The organism is Aliifodinibius sp. S!AR15-10, from assembly GCF_031569985.1.
GTDB lineage: Bacteria > Bacteroidota > Rhodothermia > Balneolales > Balneolaceae > JAMQKA01.
The window spans coordinates 202,148-219,031 of sequence record NZ_JAMQKA010000004.1 but is presented as its reverse complement, the minus strand read 5'-3'; the positions used below and the strand labels follow the sequence as shown (position 1 = coordinate 219,031).

The 16,884-nt window shown below is 44.0% G+C and carries 18 protein-coding genes; 5 read left to right on the top strand and 13 right to left on the bottom strand.

Annotation, left to right across the window (positions count from 1 at the left end; genetic code table 11):
- Positions 1 to 20: 20 nt before the first annotated feature.
- Positions 21 to 461 (bottom strand): hypothetical protein, encoded by a 441-nt coding sequence (locus tag NC796_RS04805; protein WP_310682612.1) that lies wholly within the window; start codon positions 459 to 461, stop codon positions 21 to 23.
- 145 nt (positions 462 to 606) lie between these two features.
- On the opposite strand from NC796_RS04805, the gene NC796_RS04800 reads away from it, so the two are divergent.
- Positions 607 to 879: a DUF3467 domain-containing protein gene (locus NC796_RS04800; protein WP_310682610.1), complete on the top strand. Its 273-nt coding sequence runs from the start codon at positions 607 to 609 to the stop codon at positions 877 to 879.
- Positions 880 to 900: 21 nt separating this feature from the next.
- Here the strand turns inward: NC796_RS04800 and NC796_RS04795 are convergent, their stop codons facing one another.
- The 5 genes from NC796_RS04795 to NC796_RS04775 form a co-directional block, all read right to left on the bottom strand.
- Positions 901 to 1,362, bottom strand: coding sequence for a hypothetical protein (locus NC796_RS04795; protein WP_310682608.1), 462 nt, complete (start codon positions 1,360 to 1,362; stop codon positions 901 to 903).
- Between the two features lie 14 nt (positions 1,363 to 1,376).
- A complete protein-coding gene (locus NC796_RS04790) occupies positions 1,377 to 2,834 on the bottom strand; it encodes a histidine kinase dimerization/phosphoacceptor domain -containing protein (RefSeq protein ID WP_310682606.1) in 1,458 nt (485 codons plus the stop codon).
- 98 nt (positions 2,835 to 2,932) lie between these two features.
- Complete coding sequence (locus NC796_RS04785; protein ID WP_310682604.1) at positions 2,933 to 4,378, bottom strand: histidine kinase dimerization/phosphoacceptor domain -containing protein; 1,446 nt, start codon at positions 4,376 to 4,378, stop codon at positions 2,933 to 2,935.
- Between the two features lie 29 nt (positions 4,379 to 4,407).
- Complete coding sequence (locus NC796_RS04780) at positions 4,408 to 4,854, bottom strand: response regulator (RefSeq protein WP_310682602.1); 447 nt, start codon at positions 4,852 to 4,854, stop codon at positions 4,408 to 4,410.
- A gap of 14 nt (positions 4,855 to 4,868) precedes the next feature.
- A complete protein-coding gene (locus NC796_RS04775) occupies positions 4,869 to 5,948 on the bottom strand; it encodes an ATP-binding protein (RefSeq protein ID WP_310682600.1) in 1,080 nt (359 codons plus the stop codon).
- A 528-nt stretch (positions 5,949 to 6,476) separates the two neighbouring features.
- Between NC796_RS04775 and NC796_RS04770 the strand changes: the two genes are divergently transcribed.
- Entirely contained in the window at positions 6,477 to 6,689 is a 213-nt protein-coding gene (locus NC796_RS04770; RefSeq protein WP_310682598.1) for a hypothetical protein, read from the top strand.
- A gap of 347 nt (positions 6,690 to 7,036) precedes the next feature.
- Here NC796_RS04770 and NC796_RS04765 read toward each other — a convergent pair whose 3' ends face one another.
- The 4 genes from NC796_RS04765 to NC796_RS04750 all read right to left on the bottom strand — a co-directional run bounded on the left by NC796_RS04765 (position 7,037) and on the right by NC796_RS04750 (position 10,451).
- Positions 7,037 to 7,561: a hypothetical protein gene (locus tag NC796_RS04765; protein WP_310682595.1), complete on the bottom strand. Its 525-nt coding sequence runs from the start codon at positions 7,559 to 7,561 to the stop codon at positions 7,037 to 7,039.
- Positions 7,545 to 7,832, bottom strand: a complete 288-nt coding sequence (locus NC796_RS04760) for a hypothetical protein (RefSeq protein WP_310682593.1) — start codon at positions 7,830 to 7,832, stop codon at positions 7,545 to 7,547. Before NC796_RS04760 ends, NC796_RS04765 begins: the two co-directional genes overlap by 17 nt.
- 273 nt (positions 7,833 to 8,105) lie before the next feature.
- Complete coding sequence (locus tag NC796_RS04755; protein ID WP_310682592.1) at positions 8,106 to 10,244, bottom strand: hypothetical protein; 2,139 nt, start codon at positions 10,242 to 10,244, stop codon at positions 8,106 to 8,108.
- Between the two features lie 36 nt (positions 10,245 to 10,280).
- Complete coding sequence (locus NC796_RS04750) at positions 10,281 to 10,451, bottom strand: hypothetical protein (RefSeq protein ID WP_310682590.1); 171 nt, start codon at positions 10,449 to 10,451, stop codon at positions 10,281 to 10,283.
- A gap of 255 nt (positions 10,452 to 10,706) precedes the next feature.
- Here NC796_RS04750 and NC796_RS04745 point away from each other — a divergent pair, with 255 nt between their 5' ends.
- Complete coding sequence (locus NC796_RS04745; protein ID WP_310682588.1) at positions 10,707 to 11,123, top strand: hypothetical protein; 417 nt, start codon at positions 10,707 to 10,709, stop codon at positions 11,121 to 11,123.
- Positions 11,124 to 11,269: 146 nt separating this feature from the next.
- Here NC796_RS04745 and NC796_RS04740 read toward each other — a convergent pair whose 3' ends face one another.
- Together NC796_RS04740 and NC796_RS04735 are read right to left on the bottom strand one after the other, a co-directional pair.
- Positions 11,270 to 11,554 carry a hypothetical protein gene (locus NC796_RS04740; protein WP_310682586.1) on the bottom strand — a complete coding sequence of 95 codons (285 nt, stop codon included), beginning with the start codon at positions 11,552 to 11,554 and terminating at the stop codon, positions 11,270 to 11,272.
- Between the two features lie 181 nt (positions 11,555 to 11,735).
- A complete protein-coding gene (locus NC796_RS04735; protein ID WP_310682584.1) occupies positions 11,736 to 12,599 on the bottom strand; it encodes a hypothetical protein in 864 nt (287 codons plus the stop codon).
- Positions 12,600 to 13,193: 594 nt separating this feature from the next.
- On the opposite strand from NC796_RS04735, the gene NC796_RS04730 reads away from it, so the two are divergent.
- Both NC796_RS04730 and NC796_RS04725 read left to right on the top strand, forming a co-directional pair.
- On the top strand, positions 13,194 to 14,180 hold the full coding sequence (locus tag NC796_RS04730; protein WP_310682582.1) for a threonine/serine dehydratase: 987 nt from the start codon (positions 13,194 to 13,196) through the stop codon (positions 14,178 to 14,180).
- Positions 14,181 to 14,187: 7 nt separating this feature from the next.
- The gene (locus NC796_RS04725; RefSeq protein WP_310682580.1) at positions 14,188 to 15,207 is read left to right on the top strand and encodes a GntG family PLP-dependent aldolase; all 1,020 of its coding nucleotides are present in this window, start codon (positions 14,188 to 14,190) and stop codon (positions 15,205 to 15,207) included.
- A gap of 457 nt (positions 15,208 to 15,664) precedes the next feature.
- On the opposite strand, the gene NC796_RS04720 is transcribed toward NC796_RS04725, so the two are convergent.
- Positions 15,665 to 16,861 carry an aspartate aminotransferase family protein gene (locus NC796_RS04720; protein ID WP_310682578.1) on the bottom strand — a complete coding sequence of 399 codons (1,197 nt, stop codon included), beginning with the start codon at positions 16,859 to 16,861 and terminating at the stop codon, positions 15,665 to 15,667.
- Positions 16,862 to 16,884: the final 23 nt, after the last annotated feature.

Below are 16,884 nucleotides of genomic sequence, written 5' to 3'. Positions count from 1 at the left end.
TTTTACAAAAAACTAAACACCTACATATACTCTATTGTGGTAGATAACTCACCAGAATAGTTGCCAGGAGGTATTGAAGAAGTACTAGCCTTACCTGTAAAATTGTAGGTGATTTTACCGTCTTTTTCACTTTGTAGAACGTCTGTCGAAATGTCCCATGAATCAGCATCATTTTGCATCTTTATTTGAGGATTAAAGTCAAAAGTGTAGTGTCTTCCGGTTGGTATATCCATGCTGTAGCCGCCCAGGCTGAGCTGCTTTTTGCCTGTCTGAAGCTGATCTGAAATATCGGTAATTATGTTACTGTCTATTTGTGGATTGGAAACTATACGAACTGATACTTTCATTACGGCATGGGCGGTGTTTTGAGAATGAGCCTCTTTAGTATGTCCGCCAAACAGGAATAATAATGTAGTTGCTGCAAATTTAAATTTTTTGCGCAACTTCATTTTTAACTTCATAACAAGTACTGTGAACGTTAGCTATATTATTGTCATTATTACACTACAAAATAAGAATCCGTCAAAATTCATTTCAAGGATCAACCACAGTATAATTGGTTATATTCAGCAAATAAACAATCTTAATTTTATAACATCATTACCTATGGCTGATGCAAACTCACAACAGAATGGAAAAAGCAATGATTTAAATAAACTTAAAGTCACCGCCGGCAAAGATGTGGCCAAAGGGGTTTATTCAAACTTGGCTCGTGTCACTTTTACAAAAAATGAATTTATTCTGGGCTTTGTATTGAACATTGAACAGGAAGCACAACTGGTCTCCCGTATTATTGTCAGCCCCGAGCATATGGAAAACCTTAGTGAAGCAATTCAAGAGAGTTTGGCCGAATACAAAGAAAAATACGGCGAAGAATAAAAGGTTTAAATAGATCCTAACTTACCAAAAAGCATCAATGGCTTTTCCATTGGTGTAGTCCAATAAATACGTGCTCCCTTTTAAGATAGGAACAGTAATATTGTGTTCTTCACATTCTGCATCCAAGGTAGGGATATGATTTTGATTGGTAGAATAGTACAAGTTGCACTCATCCTCCAGTGCCTGTAATAATTCCTCTTCCGAATAATCGCTTTCAAACAGGATTGATTGATTATTTTGGGGAGTAATATACGACAAGGTCAAGTTACACTGTATATCTCCGTTACAGATTTCACTAACCATAAGATCTTCGAAATACAGCCTTAGGTTTGCAGTATGTTTTGTAAGAAAAGAATAGACAAAGTAACACGACTGCACTCGCCCCATATACCAGATCGGATCCTGAAAGGTAAACCCTTTCACCATGGTCTTAGTATTGACTAACGGCGAAGAAGAAAATGATATGCTTACCAGATATTCCATACCCTTTTCCCTTACTATTTGTTCGGATTGTAATTCAGAGCATTGGCAGTACCTTTCGGGCTGCGTTTTTGAAATTCAAGCCTAAAGTTGACCCCGTTATCGCTCTTTATGGTGCTGGTCCCGTGGAGTTGTTTTACCAGCGTGTCAATTAAGGTGAATCCCAAACTATCCACGTTGTGATCCGTTACTTCCTCAGGCAAGCCTTTTCCATCATCTGAAACACATAGAATGATATGCTCACCCTGTTGTGTTATCTCAATCTTAACATGCCCTTTTTTCTTATTCGGAAACGCATGTTTATAGGCATTGGTTAGCAGTTCATTAATCATAAGGCCTAAGGGAATTGCCTGATTAACATTTAAGGATACCTGGGCAATATTTTTTTCTAATTCTATCGTTGTCTGCTTGCTTTCATATGCTTTTTGGATGGATTCGATGATGTCATCCATATAATTGGCAAAAGATAATGAAGCAAAGTTGGTTGACTTGTATAAATTTTCGTGAATCGTTGCGATTGATTTTATACGAAGTTCGGCTTTCTTTAAAATATCTTGCACTTCAGACTGGTTGGAATGAAATCGTTCCAGCTGAAGCAAGCCGGATACCACCGCCAGATTATTCTTAACGCGGTGGTGAATTTCGGCCAGCAAGACCTCTTTTTCCTTCAGTGACTGCCTTATTTGCTGTTCTCGTTTTATTCGATCCGTAATCTCTCGTTCTATACAGATCCAATGGCTATATCCTCCATTGGGGGCGGACACGGGCCTAACAAAGATGTTAACCCAGAATTCTTCTCCCGTTTTCCGGTAATTGAGTAGCTCCACCTCACAGGTTTTCCAGCTGTCCATGGCCTTGCCGAGTCGCTGTCTACTCTTTTTATCGGTCTTCGGGCCATTGAGCAGGTGTGGGGTGTGCCCTATGGCTTCCTCTTTGGAGTAGCCGGTCATTTGAGTAAAGGCTTCATTGACATAGACAATCTTACGGCCGGGTAAATTATTGCTTTCAGCCTCCAGGATCATTACCGCATCTTTGGTATTGGTCACCACCGATTCCAGCAATTTTAGCTGGCTTTTTTGGTGTCGCTCGTATAATACGCGGCGTACCGAAAACGCAAGGCGATTAAGATTGGACTTCATAATCACCTCATCGGCGCCCAATTGCAGGATTTTTGTTTCTTGATCTTGGTCAATAGAGCCAGACAAAAGAATGAAGGGGATCATCGGGTCGAAATCCTTAACGATCTGCAGGGCCTGGGTCCCGTCAAAGCCGGGCATATGAAAATCTGAGATAACCAAATCAATCTGGTAGTTTTCAAGCGCAGCGCGTGTTTGTCCAGCTGATTCGGCTAAATGGTGATCAAAGGTAAAATCCTGTTTCCGAAGTCGATGGATTAGTAGCTCTGCATCGGTCGGGGTATCCTCAATAACCAGTACCTGTAAGTGCGTATCTACCGCCTGTGCCCCTATCACCATAATTATCTTTCCTTCCTAAATTTATTCCCCTGTCACTACCTAGTGCCCAATAACAATAAGAGATTTTGAATAATTTCAACCAGTTATGGCCAACTTATCTAATTCCAGTTGCTGTGTGCTCCTTTGCCTTGGTTCAACTCAAAGGTAAATGTAATGGTGGACCCTTTATCTGTCTTAACAATATAGTCCGCATTTAGCTGCTTAAGTTGCGTAGAAATGATAGTAGAACCCAATCCTGCTTCTTGTTCAAATGCAAATCCTTCAGGGAGTCCAACCCCGTTGTCGGAAACAGTTAGCTCAATGGTGTTACTATTCGTCGGTTGACTAATAATGGTAATCCGTTTATCATCTTGGCCATCGAAGGCATGTTCTGCAGCATTGACCAACAGCTCAGATAGTATGAGTGAACATGGAACGGCTTGGTTCACATTCAGCAAGACCGGATCCGTTTGGCATTGGATGTTAATCTCTTGGTCATGTGGGGAAGTAAGCATTTGGAACATGTCTGCCAAGTCCTCAATAAGAGCACCTAACTCAACTTCCAGAAAATCCATCGAGTGATACAGGTGTTCGTGAACTAAGCCAATAGACTTGATTTTTCCTATCAGCTTGGTTAGCAATTCCCGTTCGGTTTGATCGGTTGTTTCAAACAAACGCAGCTCTAAAAAGCTGGAAATAATGGCCAGGTTATTTTTTACGCGGTGATGAACCTCAGACAGTAGCTCTTGCTGGTGTTTTAAAGCCTGTTCAAGGCGTTGCTCATGGCGTTTTAACTGGGTTATATCTTGGGCAGTTCCATAGATATAGGTGATTACACCGTTCTCATTAACCTCAGGGTCAGCACTACATTTAAAATGAGTTATTTCTCCTTTGGATTTAATCCGAAGCGAATATATTTGTGGTTTTTTCTCCTTTCTGATGACCCGCAATGTTTTTTTGAGGGAGGGGCGATCTTGTGGGTGGACAAGTTTCATAAATGCCTCCATCGTTTCCCCAAATTGCTCTTTATTTACCTTTAACAGATGATAGGCAGCATCTGACCATTCTACATTATCATTTTCAGGATCATATCCCCACCAGAACATTCCGGCCAACTTTTGAGACTGATTGATGCGGGTTCGTTCTTTTTTCAGCTTTTTATGAACTTCCTGTAGCTTATCTTTGCTTTTGCGCTCATGCAGCAACCGGCGTACCGAAAACGGCAGGCGATTGAGTTGGGTTTTTAGCAGGACCTCATCCCCCCCAAGCTCAAGTACCTTGGTTTCTTGCTCATGGGTCATCACCCCTGATAGCATAATAAACGGCAGCAACTGGTTATGCTGTTTGACCACCTTTAAAACATCGATTCCATCAAAGCCTCCCAGGTTGAAATCCGAGATAACCATTTCATAGACGTTATTTTGCAGCTTGTTTAGTACTTGCGGCAGCTGCTCAACAACTTCATAGGAAATGTCAACCCCATCTTTCTTGAGTCGATGAATGATTAAATCAACATCTGAGCTCGTATCCTCTACGATAAGTAACCTTATATTGCTTTCACTCATTGATCTCCCTTTTGGTTACTCAATATAACCTAATCGTTGGGTGGCCGGTTGAGCACCAACCAGTAATAGCCTACATCGTTTATGGCTTCAGTGAATTCAGGAAAGTCTAAGGGCTTCACAATATAGCTGTTGACCCCATTCTGGTATCCTTGCAGCCGGTCTTTCTGCTCTTGGGAGGAGGTCATCATTACAACGGGGATTTGTTCCAAATTCGGTTCTTGTCTAATTTTTTGGACCACTTCAATACCACTCATCTTAGGTAGTTTTAGGTCCAGAAAGATTACTTTGGGTTTGTGTTTGGTGTTGCGTCCCTCATAGTCTCCTCTGCCTTTTAAAAAATCCAAGGCTTGTTCCCCATCTTCTAACCACAGAATCCTATTGGACAGGTTGTTTTTTTCCAGGGTCCGGATCGTCAATTCCGCATCATTGGGATTATCCTCCACAATGAGTATCTCAATAGCATTATCCATAAGCATAATATTAGCCACCGTTAATTCTTAGAAAGTTGAAAATAAAACGTGGTTCCTTCATTAGGCTCGCTTTCCACCCAAATATCTCCACCGTGAGAATCGATAATGCGCTTAACCAGCGACAGGCCCACCCCTGTTCCTTCATACTCTCGGCTATTATGCAACCGTTGAAACACCCCAAACAGCTTGTCGACATATTGCATATCAAATCCGATGCCGTTGTCCTTCACGTAGTAGGTGGTGGGGTTTTGTCCATTTGTCACTCCAACTTCAACCTCAATTGGGTCGCTATTGGTAGAATATTTGACTGCATTCGAGATTAGATTCACTGCGACCTGTTTGAGCATAGATAAATCCCCCATGCTTGGTGGCAGATCCTGAATGGTAACGGTGGTCTTATCCTTAAGTTCAGGAAAACTATCCAGCACTTGGCTGGCTGCATCTTCAAATATCTTTTGCAGATCCACTCGGGAGCGAACCGGTTCGGCCCGGCTTACCCGGCTATAAGTTAGGATATCATCGATCAGATCCCCCATCTTATCAGTATTATCGATGACCACCTGCAGCAGGCGCTGTCCCTCCTGGTCCAGTTGACCAGCGTGATCTTCCAGCAGTATCTGGGAAAACCCGGTAATAGCCCGTAGCGGTGTGCGAAGGTCGTGAGATACCGAGTAGCTAAAGGCCTCCAGGTCCTCGTTGGCCTGCTCTAATTGCTGCTTGGTGTCCAACAGCTTCCGTTTGGTTTTCACCTGCTCGGTTACCTCGCGGGCGGTAGCATAAATTAACCCTGTATGTTGATCCACATGAGCATTCCACGAGAGCCAGATGAAGGTTCCACCTTTGGTGCGGTACCGATTTTTAAAATTTAGCGCCTGTTCTCCTTCTACTATTTTTTTTAGCTCTCGCTGGGTCGCCTCGTGATCATCTGGATGGATAAAATCAAAAAACTTGCGGGAAGTAAGTTCCTTCTGGGTGTACCCCAACATCGATTCAAACACGGGATTGACTTCTTTGAAAACACCATCCGTGCCCGCAATACACATCAAATCCGGGGCCATGTGAAAAAAATCACTGGAAAACTTGCCGTCTATAGCACTCATAAGTACACCTTTATATTTGCCCTGGATTGAATAAAAGAAATGTAGGAGAGCTTCTCCTACCTGCTAAGATACCCCCTTCTTGATCACTTTTTAAAAAAGATTACACCACTAACACCTTATCGAATAAAGCCAGCAACCTCAACTGTTACTGTGGAATTATTAATAAACATTATAAATAATTAATACTTGGAAAGACTTATGTGGGCGAAATACCCACATTTGTTGATAGGGGATAGCTTATTTTAACAAAAGTGCCCCCTGCCGATCAAAGCAGGAGGCATGACTATTCATCAAGAGAGACGCTATATGAGAAGAGCACACTTAAATATAATTATATTTTGGAATTAGCCCCAAAATGAGTTTACAATTATCGGCAGTCGGCTGACATTCGTAACGCCCCAAATTTGACTCCCAGATGACTTATACCTAGCTTAAAATGCATTAAAAATGAGAGCGGTCAACCCATAGATAAAGCCCATCTCCTGTGCAATGAACGGATTATTAATTTAAAGAAACGGAGATTAGATTATGCAACTTCAGCATTTCGGTAACTCGCAATGGAAAGTTATTCTTCAACAATCTGAACTTAACACGCTTATTGTTGCTGCCAAAAAGCTGTTATCAGGTCCAAAAGGAAGAATTCCCAAGCAAGCAAAAAATAAATTGATGGAGATAACCAACAGCTATGATGCGGAATGTCAACAGCTCTACGAGGCAAGTAAGAAAAAAAGAAACAATTAAAAACCTTGTTATTTGTAATTAAAACGGTTTCATGGTAATTCCGAAGAACAGATTCTTGACTCAGATCGGTTTACAAACTAACCACGTGGTTGCCATCGTTTACGAGAGAAATACACCTGTCTTATTAACGCCTGATGGTAGGTTTACCTAAAAAAAGAGATTGAGGGTTTCGCCCTGGAGCCTACCTTACTGACATGAAAGAGGCAATGAATATTCATAAGCAGCCGGGATTTTAGAGCACGGCACCGCTTACGAGTTATTTCAAAAGTTCAGAGAAGAAAACCAAGAGTTGGGATATATAGTGATGGCCTCAAAAGAAGAATAGTTAAAAACTACAGGTAAGCTCCTTATCCCAATGTGTTTTGCACATAATAGGTCAAATTCTCATCTAAAATATCAAAAAGACCTATTTTTTCTGCATTTGGCCTAACAGAAATAGGTTTTCGCCGGGGTATTACTCCCTGATATGCCTGTCTCATGTAGAAAAAAGCATTAGCAATGCCTTTCGGACGTTTTCTCGTATGCCGAAGCCAGCTGGTAGGTATAAGCACGGTTGCTTCCGTCATATCGAAAAAACGATCTATACGGTCGGGATCCAGACAAAACATACGCTGGTAGTTGTTAAGGTATGTCCCAACTTGTCCCATATCAAGCCAACCCGTCAATGGGGCATCAAAACCATCATCATTTATATAATTCACCTGAATGAATTGCCTCGTTTCATCTACATATAGGTGGAGTCTGTTAAAATCATGATACTGACTGTTGATTTCATCTATTTTTGCTCTCAGATGATCGTTTGTTATAGATGATTTTACCACTTTTTGTCGGGTCATCGGCATTTCATCTATGCGGTTAGATGTTTTCGGCATGGGGATTCTCCTGAATGGTTTGAATGATATAATCCACTTCTGACTTGCGACACAGTTTAACGGCTTCACGGCCGGTACTTTTATTCCGCCCGTAACTGCGCACGGTTATCATTTTGCGATAGCCGCACCGGTAAAAGGTGGTCCGGGAGATGCGTCCCAGTTTTTCACACATGTAGCTGATCGCTTCGCCAATCGTCATGAAGTCTTCATTGCTTGAGGGTATGTTTCCCATCGGGTTGGTGGTATTTTCAGGATTTTCAAAATTAGACATAGTCTTTCTTATTTTCTTAGAGGCCAAGGTTAAGTGCAGTAAAAACTATAGGTTAAGTGTCTAAGAAATTGGCAAAGATTTATCTTAGATATCTTAGACCGATCTTAGACTTCTTAGTCGTTTCTTAGTGGTTTTCTTAGATATATTATTATTTACTAACTAACTATTATTATTATACTTACAGGGTGTTGTTTGGGGGAGAAATGGAACTTCTAAGAAAATAAGACGGTGTTTTCAAATTCTTAGAAAATCGTAGATTTCTCTTATTTCCGCCTAAAATGGTGGTGAGCTATCACCGGTGCTTGTCTGGTATTCGGTGGCCGGCTGGCGGCCTTGCTCTTCCAACATGATGTTCGCCTCCTCCCGCTTGCCAAAGGCGCGTAGCCAGGTTGGCGTTAGATGTTTGCGGGGAATATGGTAGCCATGTCGACTTTCTTTGACGGTACCCTTTATTGGATCTTCGTAACTGTAATAATTCGTTTTGGCTTTCCCATGCTGGTCCAGAGCTTCAATTTCTTCCCGTATAATATCCTGGCTGATATACTCCCGGCCTTTGTTATAGTTGGTGTAGGCGTCCCAAATGCCGCTCCAGTACATTACCAGCCCATCCTTGCTGTTCCAGCCGTAGTATCGTTTCGGGAGCTCCCCGTTATCATTCATAATCTCAATGCTGGCTAGGAACTGCTGAAGTGGGGTTTGGTGCACTTCACGCTCAGCGGAATTGGCTAGAAACTCCACGCCATAACGAAATATTTCGGTGGATACGCGCGAATCCCGAAGTAGGTTCTGCATCTCCCGGAGGTCCTCTTCGCTTACCTTGGAGTTTCGATTTTCTTGGGCTGACTGGCTAACAAATTCTGCGAACTGTACGTCACCGGGCCGACAAACAAATAGATCCACAGTAATAAGGGCCGCCATATTTTCGATTTGCCGGTCCTTAATCTGAAATCGCACGCCTTCCTGGTCACTTCGTCGCCCCAGTTCTTCTTCAACAGCTTCCGTAAGCAGGCGTTTGGTCCAGAGTAGCTCACTTTTGAACAGCTCGCGATTGAAATCATTAAACTTGTACAGCAGAGATAGAAAGAGCCGTTGCATCTCTTTTTTGTGGTTATCAAACCACCAAAGATTATCCACCGAACCCCGTTTGTCTTTGGCGTATTCGATCATAATACACCGCGATCGGAAGTGGTCCTCGGTGGGTTTGTAGTTGGAGATAAACATCAGCTGCGACCGAACAGGACTCCAGGCGTTTTTGGTCCGATCGTGGGAGGCGCTCACCCCACGTTGTCTCAATTCGTACCACATGTTAAATACTTGTGGCGTGATCTTTCCTTTCCCGGGCACAAACTCATCCATAATGACCGGTATTTTACTGTGGTTGGCCAATTTGTTTTCGGCGGACTTGAGCGTAGGGTTGGAATCCACATCCGTAAAGGATTGGCCAAAGAAATTGAGCATGATTTGAGACAGTTGCCCCTTACCGGTTGATGGTTCTCCAAATAGATACAAAAAGACCACATGTTTGAACACGTCATAGATCTCATCAAAAAAGAGAAAGGAAAGCATATAGGAGAAGATGAAATATCCTTCTGCCTTTTTTTCGGGATGTTGTCCGGCGATAAGCTCCCCAAACCTGTCTCGCACGGTATCTATAAAGTACTGGAGCTCTTTCTCGGTAAACAGATGATGTTCCTCATCGCTGTAAAAGCCATCTGTGGGCGAAGAAAGATCTAACAACGGGGCGGGTTCAATGCGCCCGGGCTTGACGTAAAAGGTAGTGTCGGCAGCTACCATGGGGAATAGGCCAGAGTCTCGGTCGGGCGCTATCATGTATTGGGGCTCCCGAAGGTGATCATCCGGAATAGTAATTAAGGCGTTGCGTGTCAGATAAAAGGTGTAGCCATGGTGTTCTATAAAGCCATAATAGTTGAACTCATAGACCGTTTGCGGCTGCCAGCGGTTACACAAAAAGCTCATAAAGAAGAGGATCTCATCATCAGACTTGAAGCGAGCCGACTGATAAGAATGCTTAAAGATCTGAATCTGGAAGGCTTTCTTTGATAGTAGGTCTTCCGGCTCCAGGACAAAGAGTTCGCTTTGGGTTAGATGTCGTGTTTCCGGAGTAAGCCAACTCACTTGACATTCGTAGAGCGTCGAATCCCATTTCAGTGTTTCGGGATTATAGCGGATGATCTTGGAATGTATTTCAATGTCGAAGGTGCCGATCCGGCGATTGGTGCCATCGGTTTCATTACGGTACCACCCGAAATCCAGGGGATCGGAGCTGTCCACGTATTCAAACGGTTGCCTTTGAGAATCAGAAATGGCTGATGGTTCAACCTCATCTGGGTATTGTCGATTATTGGGCGATAGTAGCTTTAGAGAGCCTTCCCGGGTGTTGCTGCTGCTCATTTAGTTTTCTTTGAGATATTAAAATTTTGTGTTCACTCACATGGTTGAGCCTGTACAGGTCGTCACCATATCCGTGATGAACCACAGATCGTACCCTTCCACCAGTTGGGTTTCGATCATGCAGACGATTTCCCTGCGGGGCTTGCCATCGCCGTCAATAAACTGGATGGTATCCCCAAGGGTATAGCGGGTTTTAATGGTTGCCATAAGTGGGGCCTGTCAGGTGAGTTGAGGTTCGATAAATTTATATTTTGTTATTAGTCCGTTCACAAGCGTACTTCTGTCTTTTAAAATTTATGGGTAAGTAGTATAATCGGATGGTTACCGTTAAACGTTACCGATACCTACAGGGCTAAAGTAGTGATGTGATAACAACGAAACAACAAAAAGTGATGTGATCATAAATATTTTAGAAGGGCATTTATTCCAATCACAATAAAACCAATAGGATAGGAAAGAGGAATGTTGGAGAAAAAATCTGGCTCAATATTACAAGATAATGTCCGGTATCTGCTGGAGGAATACTACGAGGGTAATGTGTCTGAAATGCAGCGGGAGACGGGCGTAAATCGGTCTGTGATTTCGGAGATAAAAAATGGAGGGAAGACAGAAGTAAACAGCTCCACGTTAATTCGGTTTGCTAAGGCGGGGGTAAATCTCAACTGGTTGTTAACGGGTAACGGTAGGCCTTTTGTGGTTAACGAAGATTCCGAAATTAACACGGAGCTGAAAGAAAAGCAGTTGCTTGATAACCGCATGAAAGAGATTAAGAAGCTTGTAGGTGACATTGAAGATCAACTATCCGAGCAACCGCACCTGCGGCTTGATCCGGATGTTCAGACTGCACTTCTTGAACTACTGAAGAAAGCTGTTCGATAAGATCAAGCACTTCCTTTTTGCTGGTGATCCCTTTTGCATTGGGTCGCCGAAGCGTTGGTTGACTGGTATTAAGCATAGGCCGTTTCTACTTGAGGTTTTTCAGTTACAAAAATAAATAGATACAAGAGTATGTGGGCAGAGTGTTCTTACACATTGGCCGAAAAAAGCCGTTCAATTACTTTACGATCAAAATATTTTCGGCGTCCGCCACCAACCCTCAGGCTCGGAATAAACTGTTTGTGGGCTGGCGGCAGGTTGCTGCGGTTCAGTACCGTTCGCTGAAGGATACGGAATTCCGCTTCGATATCCTGGGCCGTCATGTATCGGGATTTGTCCGGTTTGGCATTAAAAGCACGTAACAGAAAATCCATTTTAGACTCAAGGATGGCAATGGTTTCCAGCAGGGTTTCTTTGGGGTCTTGAGAGCTCATAATGTGTTGTTTGTGGGTTCAAATGTGATAACGCCACCAAAGAAACCGCATCTGGGAATAACATTCACGCCCCGGAAAAATCAGATTTTGAAAATTGATCACCGATTCAATAGGGTAAATTCAAAATCTGTAATTTTACCTGTAATGGTGCCCCGTATGCTCGGAAATCGACTATACGTTCTCACAAATTTTGACCGCTTCTGGGGAAATTAAATGATCCTTTTTTAAGTGTAGCCTTAATCCGGTGTTTGAGGATGGACTTATAGGCTGCCGGATTAACGAGATAGGTAGGCGCATTCAGGATTTCGTATTTCCCGGCCGCTTCTTTTACAAGCTCATCTAGCGGTTGTTGGGCTTTCACGTTATTGACAAGACCGTTGGAGCTGTCGATAAGGAAGTCATTGATGAGCTCATCCAAATTATCCACTAACACTTTAAAGGTATACTTGCCATGCAGGCCTATGCGGACCTCTAAAAATGAAATAGCTTCATCGAGGCACCCGAATTGTCCAATGATCCGAAGCTTGCCTTCCAGGCGGTTCATGGTATCCTTCGAGCAATTGTAGATGCGGGCCATTCGACACGTCCAGGGCGCATAGTCCAGGTTAAGAACAACTTCGCCATACTCATTAAAAAGACTCTCCAGGATCCCGGAGAAGTGGGGGTTGGAAATCTCAGCACCACTGAAATCCAAATCCAGGATTTTTCTCCGGTTTACTTTTTGCTCTGAAAATTCAATAACGCTCCGGCCAAGATTCAAGAGATGATCCCGGTACAGCGTTCGAACGGCCGAGACAAATTCCGGGCGAAAGGTTTCGGCCGTCCGGCCTGAGAAGTTCTTAAGGCAACCCTGAAGTTGCCTGCGATATTGGCCGGTTTCTTTGAGATATGCTACTGCGGTAATGCGTGTATAAAGATATCTTTCGTTATCCGAGCCGAAATTACGATCGTTACGCAGCTTTGCCAGTCGGTCAGCGATAAGTTTGAGCAGCAGGTCTCTTTTCGGGAACGTGTTTCGGGATATAACGGGTACCTTTTCCGGCATTGAAACTAATGATTATTTTATCGCTGGTTTGCTGTACCATTTGAAGCGGGAAGAAATAGCATTTTTCCGCTCACCCTGCGGAGCCATCGGCAGACGGGATAAAATTTACGTTCTTTCCCAGGAAATTCACATATTTTCTTCAGAAGAGAAAATAAGGTACGCCATGGTACAAAAAGGGATAGATAGGAATGGTCTCACTGCGGTATATTCAAATGAATTCCTTTCCCATGGTTCATTTCCGGGGGTACAAAAGGTAGTACATGACCGCTCAAAAAGGGCCTTTTCGGGCCAAAAACGCACTGTTCGTTTTGAAACAAGTTCAGGATGACATATAAGCTTTTTTAAATCTCTAAACCCGTTAAAGGAAATTAAATTTATAGACTACGCTATCCAGAAATTATAAAACAGTAAGCACTGATTTTTATCTTTTTTTGAAGTGAAATTTAGACCCTGCTTACTGCTTATTATAGCATCGTTTTACGAGCTTTCCAGAAAATGCTTCCTGTCTAAGAATTGATATTACAGGTTCTTTTATGAATGTGTTATTATTTCAAACAATTGTAGTTCCATTAATTACTAATTCTGAAATTTGTCATGACTGAGATTTCAGTTCCCACGATACAGGATATTAAGGCGGCACATCAACAGCTGTACGACCAAATTCGGTTAACCCCTGTCTGGCAATGGAAAGGGGATGTTAGTGAAGAAGCAGTTGGCAGAGATACCCAGGTTTATCTTAAAATGGAGCTTTTCCAGTATGCCGGCAGTTTCAAGCCACGGGGTGCTTTGATGAATATGCATAATCTCACATCCACCCAGCTTGAGAAAGGAGTGACGGCCGTGAGTGCCGGTAATCATGCCATTGCGGTAGCCTACGCCGCCAAATCGATGAATACCACAGCCAAGGTGGTAATGCCCAAATCAGCCAATAAGTATCGAGTTGAGAAATGCAGATCACTTGGGGCAGAGGTAGAGCTCGTTGATGATGTCCACCTGGCTTTTGATCGGGTGGAGGAGATTAAAGAGCAGGAGGGACGTGCTTTCATCCATCCGTTTGAAGGCCGACTTGCTGCTCTGGGTACCGCCACCGTGGGACTTGAACTCCATCAAGAGGTTCCAGACCTGGATGCTGTGATAGTACCGATTGGCGGCGGTGGACTGTGTGCAGGAATTTCATCTGCGATCAAGCAACTAAATCCCCAATGCAAAGTGTTTGGCGTAGAACCGGAAGGAGCCGACAGCATGAGCAAAAGCCTGAAGTCCGGCAAACCGGAATCGATTGAGAAAGTTGCCACCATCGCTGACAGTCTCGGTGCTCCCCATGCCGCGCCATATAGCTTTGCCCTATGCCAGAAGTTTGTTAATGACGTGGTTCTTGTGACGGATCAGGAACTGGCCAGCGCTATGAAGTTGACATTTGAGGAATTGAAGCTGGCCGTGGAACCTGCAGGAGCTTCTGCTCTCGCGGCTTTAGTTGGACCATTGAAGTACCGCCTGGAAGGCAAAAAAGTGGGACTGATTTTATGCGGCACAAATATCAACACCGAGGCATTTAACCAGATTTTGGAACAATATCTTTGATTCCGATATGATTGATCTGCGAAGCGATACCGTTACCACCCCGACCGATGGCATGCGCCATGCGATGATGGATGCTGAAGTGGGCGATGATGTGTTTTGTGAAGATCCCACCGTGAATGAACTGGAAGACAAGGTCTCCGAATTGTTTGGGATTGAGGCCGGGTTGTTTGTACCCAGCGGGACCATGGGCAATCAGATCAGTATTAAAATCTTAACTGAGCCGGGTGATGAAATACTCATCGAAAAGAAGGGCCATATTTTTAATTACGAGGGTGGGGCGGCCTCGTTTATCTCATCGGTGCAACTGCAAACGCTGGCGGGTCATCGTGGAAAATTGACGGCTGAGATGCTTCACGACAGGATTCGGGGGAAATTTATGTGGGAGCCAAACACTCGAGTAATTGCTGTCGAGAATAGTACTAACAAGGGTGGAGGGGCATGTTACACAAAATCAGAGTTGGAAGAATTGAGAGCTTTTGCGGATGACCATGGACTTAAAATTCACCTGGATGGCGCTAGGCTGTGGAATGCGATTGCGGCCACGAATATTGATCCTGCTTTCTTTGGGAAGGTCGCCGATACCATCAGTGTCTGCTTTAGCAAGGGCTTAGGAGCACCAGTCGGCTCGATGGTGTTATCATCGGGTGAAAATATTCGTCGCGCTCGTCGTTTTAGGAAGATGCTGGGCGGGGGAATGCGGCAGGTCGGTATGTTGGCAGCTGCGGCTAACTATGCCATTGATCACCATTGGAGCAAGTTGGAGGATGATCACCGGCGCGCCAAGGAGCTGGCCGAACTGATTAATGCCTGCAGCAAGCTTCAAATCGATACGGAGAGTGTTGAGACGAATATTGTAATTTTTGTACTGATGGAGGAAAAGGCGGAATCAGCCCTTAAAAAGTTGGAAGAGCGTGGTGTTCGCATGGTTCCGTTTGGCCCGCAAACTATTCGGGCTACGTTCCATTACCAAGTAACAGATGAAGACCTGGAGCATGTGATAAGAGTTATGAAAGGCTTATTCAATTAGTGGATAGTGCCACAAAGTTACACAAAGAATGCAGGGAGTTTTACGAAATGATAATGCTATTCAGAGGCAAAGGTTTTTTAACTGAATCAAATTTTTATAGGAGCGGTTAGAATCCCCCTTAACAAAGGGGGACAGAGGGGGTTGTTTATCCGCAATCCGACTCATTTTTGATAATCCAGCTTTCAATGGAATGCAGTACGTTGTCCATCTCATTCCGCAGTTCTTTTCGGAGAATCCTAAGAACGGTAAGCCTTCTTCGCTTGAGTTGGTTATACCGACAACCCTCTAAATCTCCCTTTGCTAAGGGAGACTTTCAACCAATGCTTTCAAAGATATATCAAATAGTAAGAACTTTATGAGACATCATTTTTTGTGAGATAAATGTTGACTTCACAAAAATAAAAAATCCCCCTTTGAGGAAAGGGGGATTTTTAAGTAAAGAATATTGACTTTATGATCACGCTTCGGCCCGTACCGCTTTTATCGACTCCTCAAGCTTCTCAACATAGGTGTCGATCTCTTCAGCGGTAATAATGATAGGAGGCACAATGCGGATGACATTGCCTTTCGTGCAGTTGGTGATGATACCGCGATCCAGCATTTCAGTGACAATGTCGCCACAGCCGAAAGAGAGCTCCACGCCGATCATGAGTCCGAGGCCGCGAATATCCCTGATCGCCCCGTCCAGCTTGTCGGCTAGTTCTTGTAGCTTTTCTACGAAGTAGGCACCTTTCTCAGCAGCCTGCTTCACAATCTGCTGTTTCTCCATCTCCTCGAGTGTAGCAAGTGCTGCAGCAGATGCCACTGGGTTACCGCCGAACGTGCTGCCGTGCATGCCGGAACCCATGGCTTCAGCTACTTCCTCTCGGGCCAGCACTGCCCCTATGGGGAATCCGTTGCCCAGCGCTTTGGCCGAGGCGACGATATCGGGCTGTACGCCAAAGTTTTGATAGGAAAACCAAGCACCTGTACGACCAACACCGGTTTGAACCTCATCCACAATAAACGCGGCATTGTGTTTCCTGCAGAGTTTTTCAATCGCTTTCATAAACTCTTTGGTGGCTACATGGAGTCCGCCGGATCCCTGAATTATCTCCAGGATGACACCGGTAGTATTTTCATCAAATGCAGCCTCGAGTGCTTCAATATCGTTGAAGGGGATCTCTTTAAAACCGCCGAGCATGGGATCAAAACCTTCCTGGTATTTCTTCATCCCCATGGAGATAGTAGCAATTGTCCGGCCGTGGAAGCCGTTTTCCATCGTAATGATTTCCCCGTTTTTCCCGTTTTTTGCAGCATATCTGCGGGCCAGTTTAATTGACCCTTCTACAGCTTCAGCCCCACTGTTGCACAAGAAAATTCTGTCCATGTCAAAGACTTCTGCCATCTTCTTGATCAGCGCAGCCTGCTTCTTGTAATAGAAAATGTTGGAGGCATGGATAAGCCGCTCAGATTGCTCCTGGATCGCTTTTACCACAGCGGGATGGTTATGTCCCAGGCTGTTCACGGCAATGCCGGCCAGGAAGTCGATATATTCGTTTCCATCTTCATCCCATACGCGGGTACCTTCGCCCCGCTCTAACGTAATCGGCAGGCGATTGAAGACGTTGAAATAATATTGTTCAGTGATTTCAGGAATCTGTGATTCTGTCATTGTTATATGTTGTTTTTAGGCAC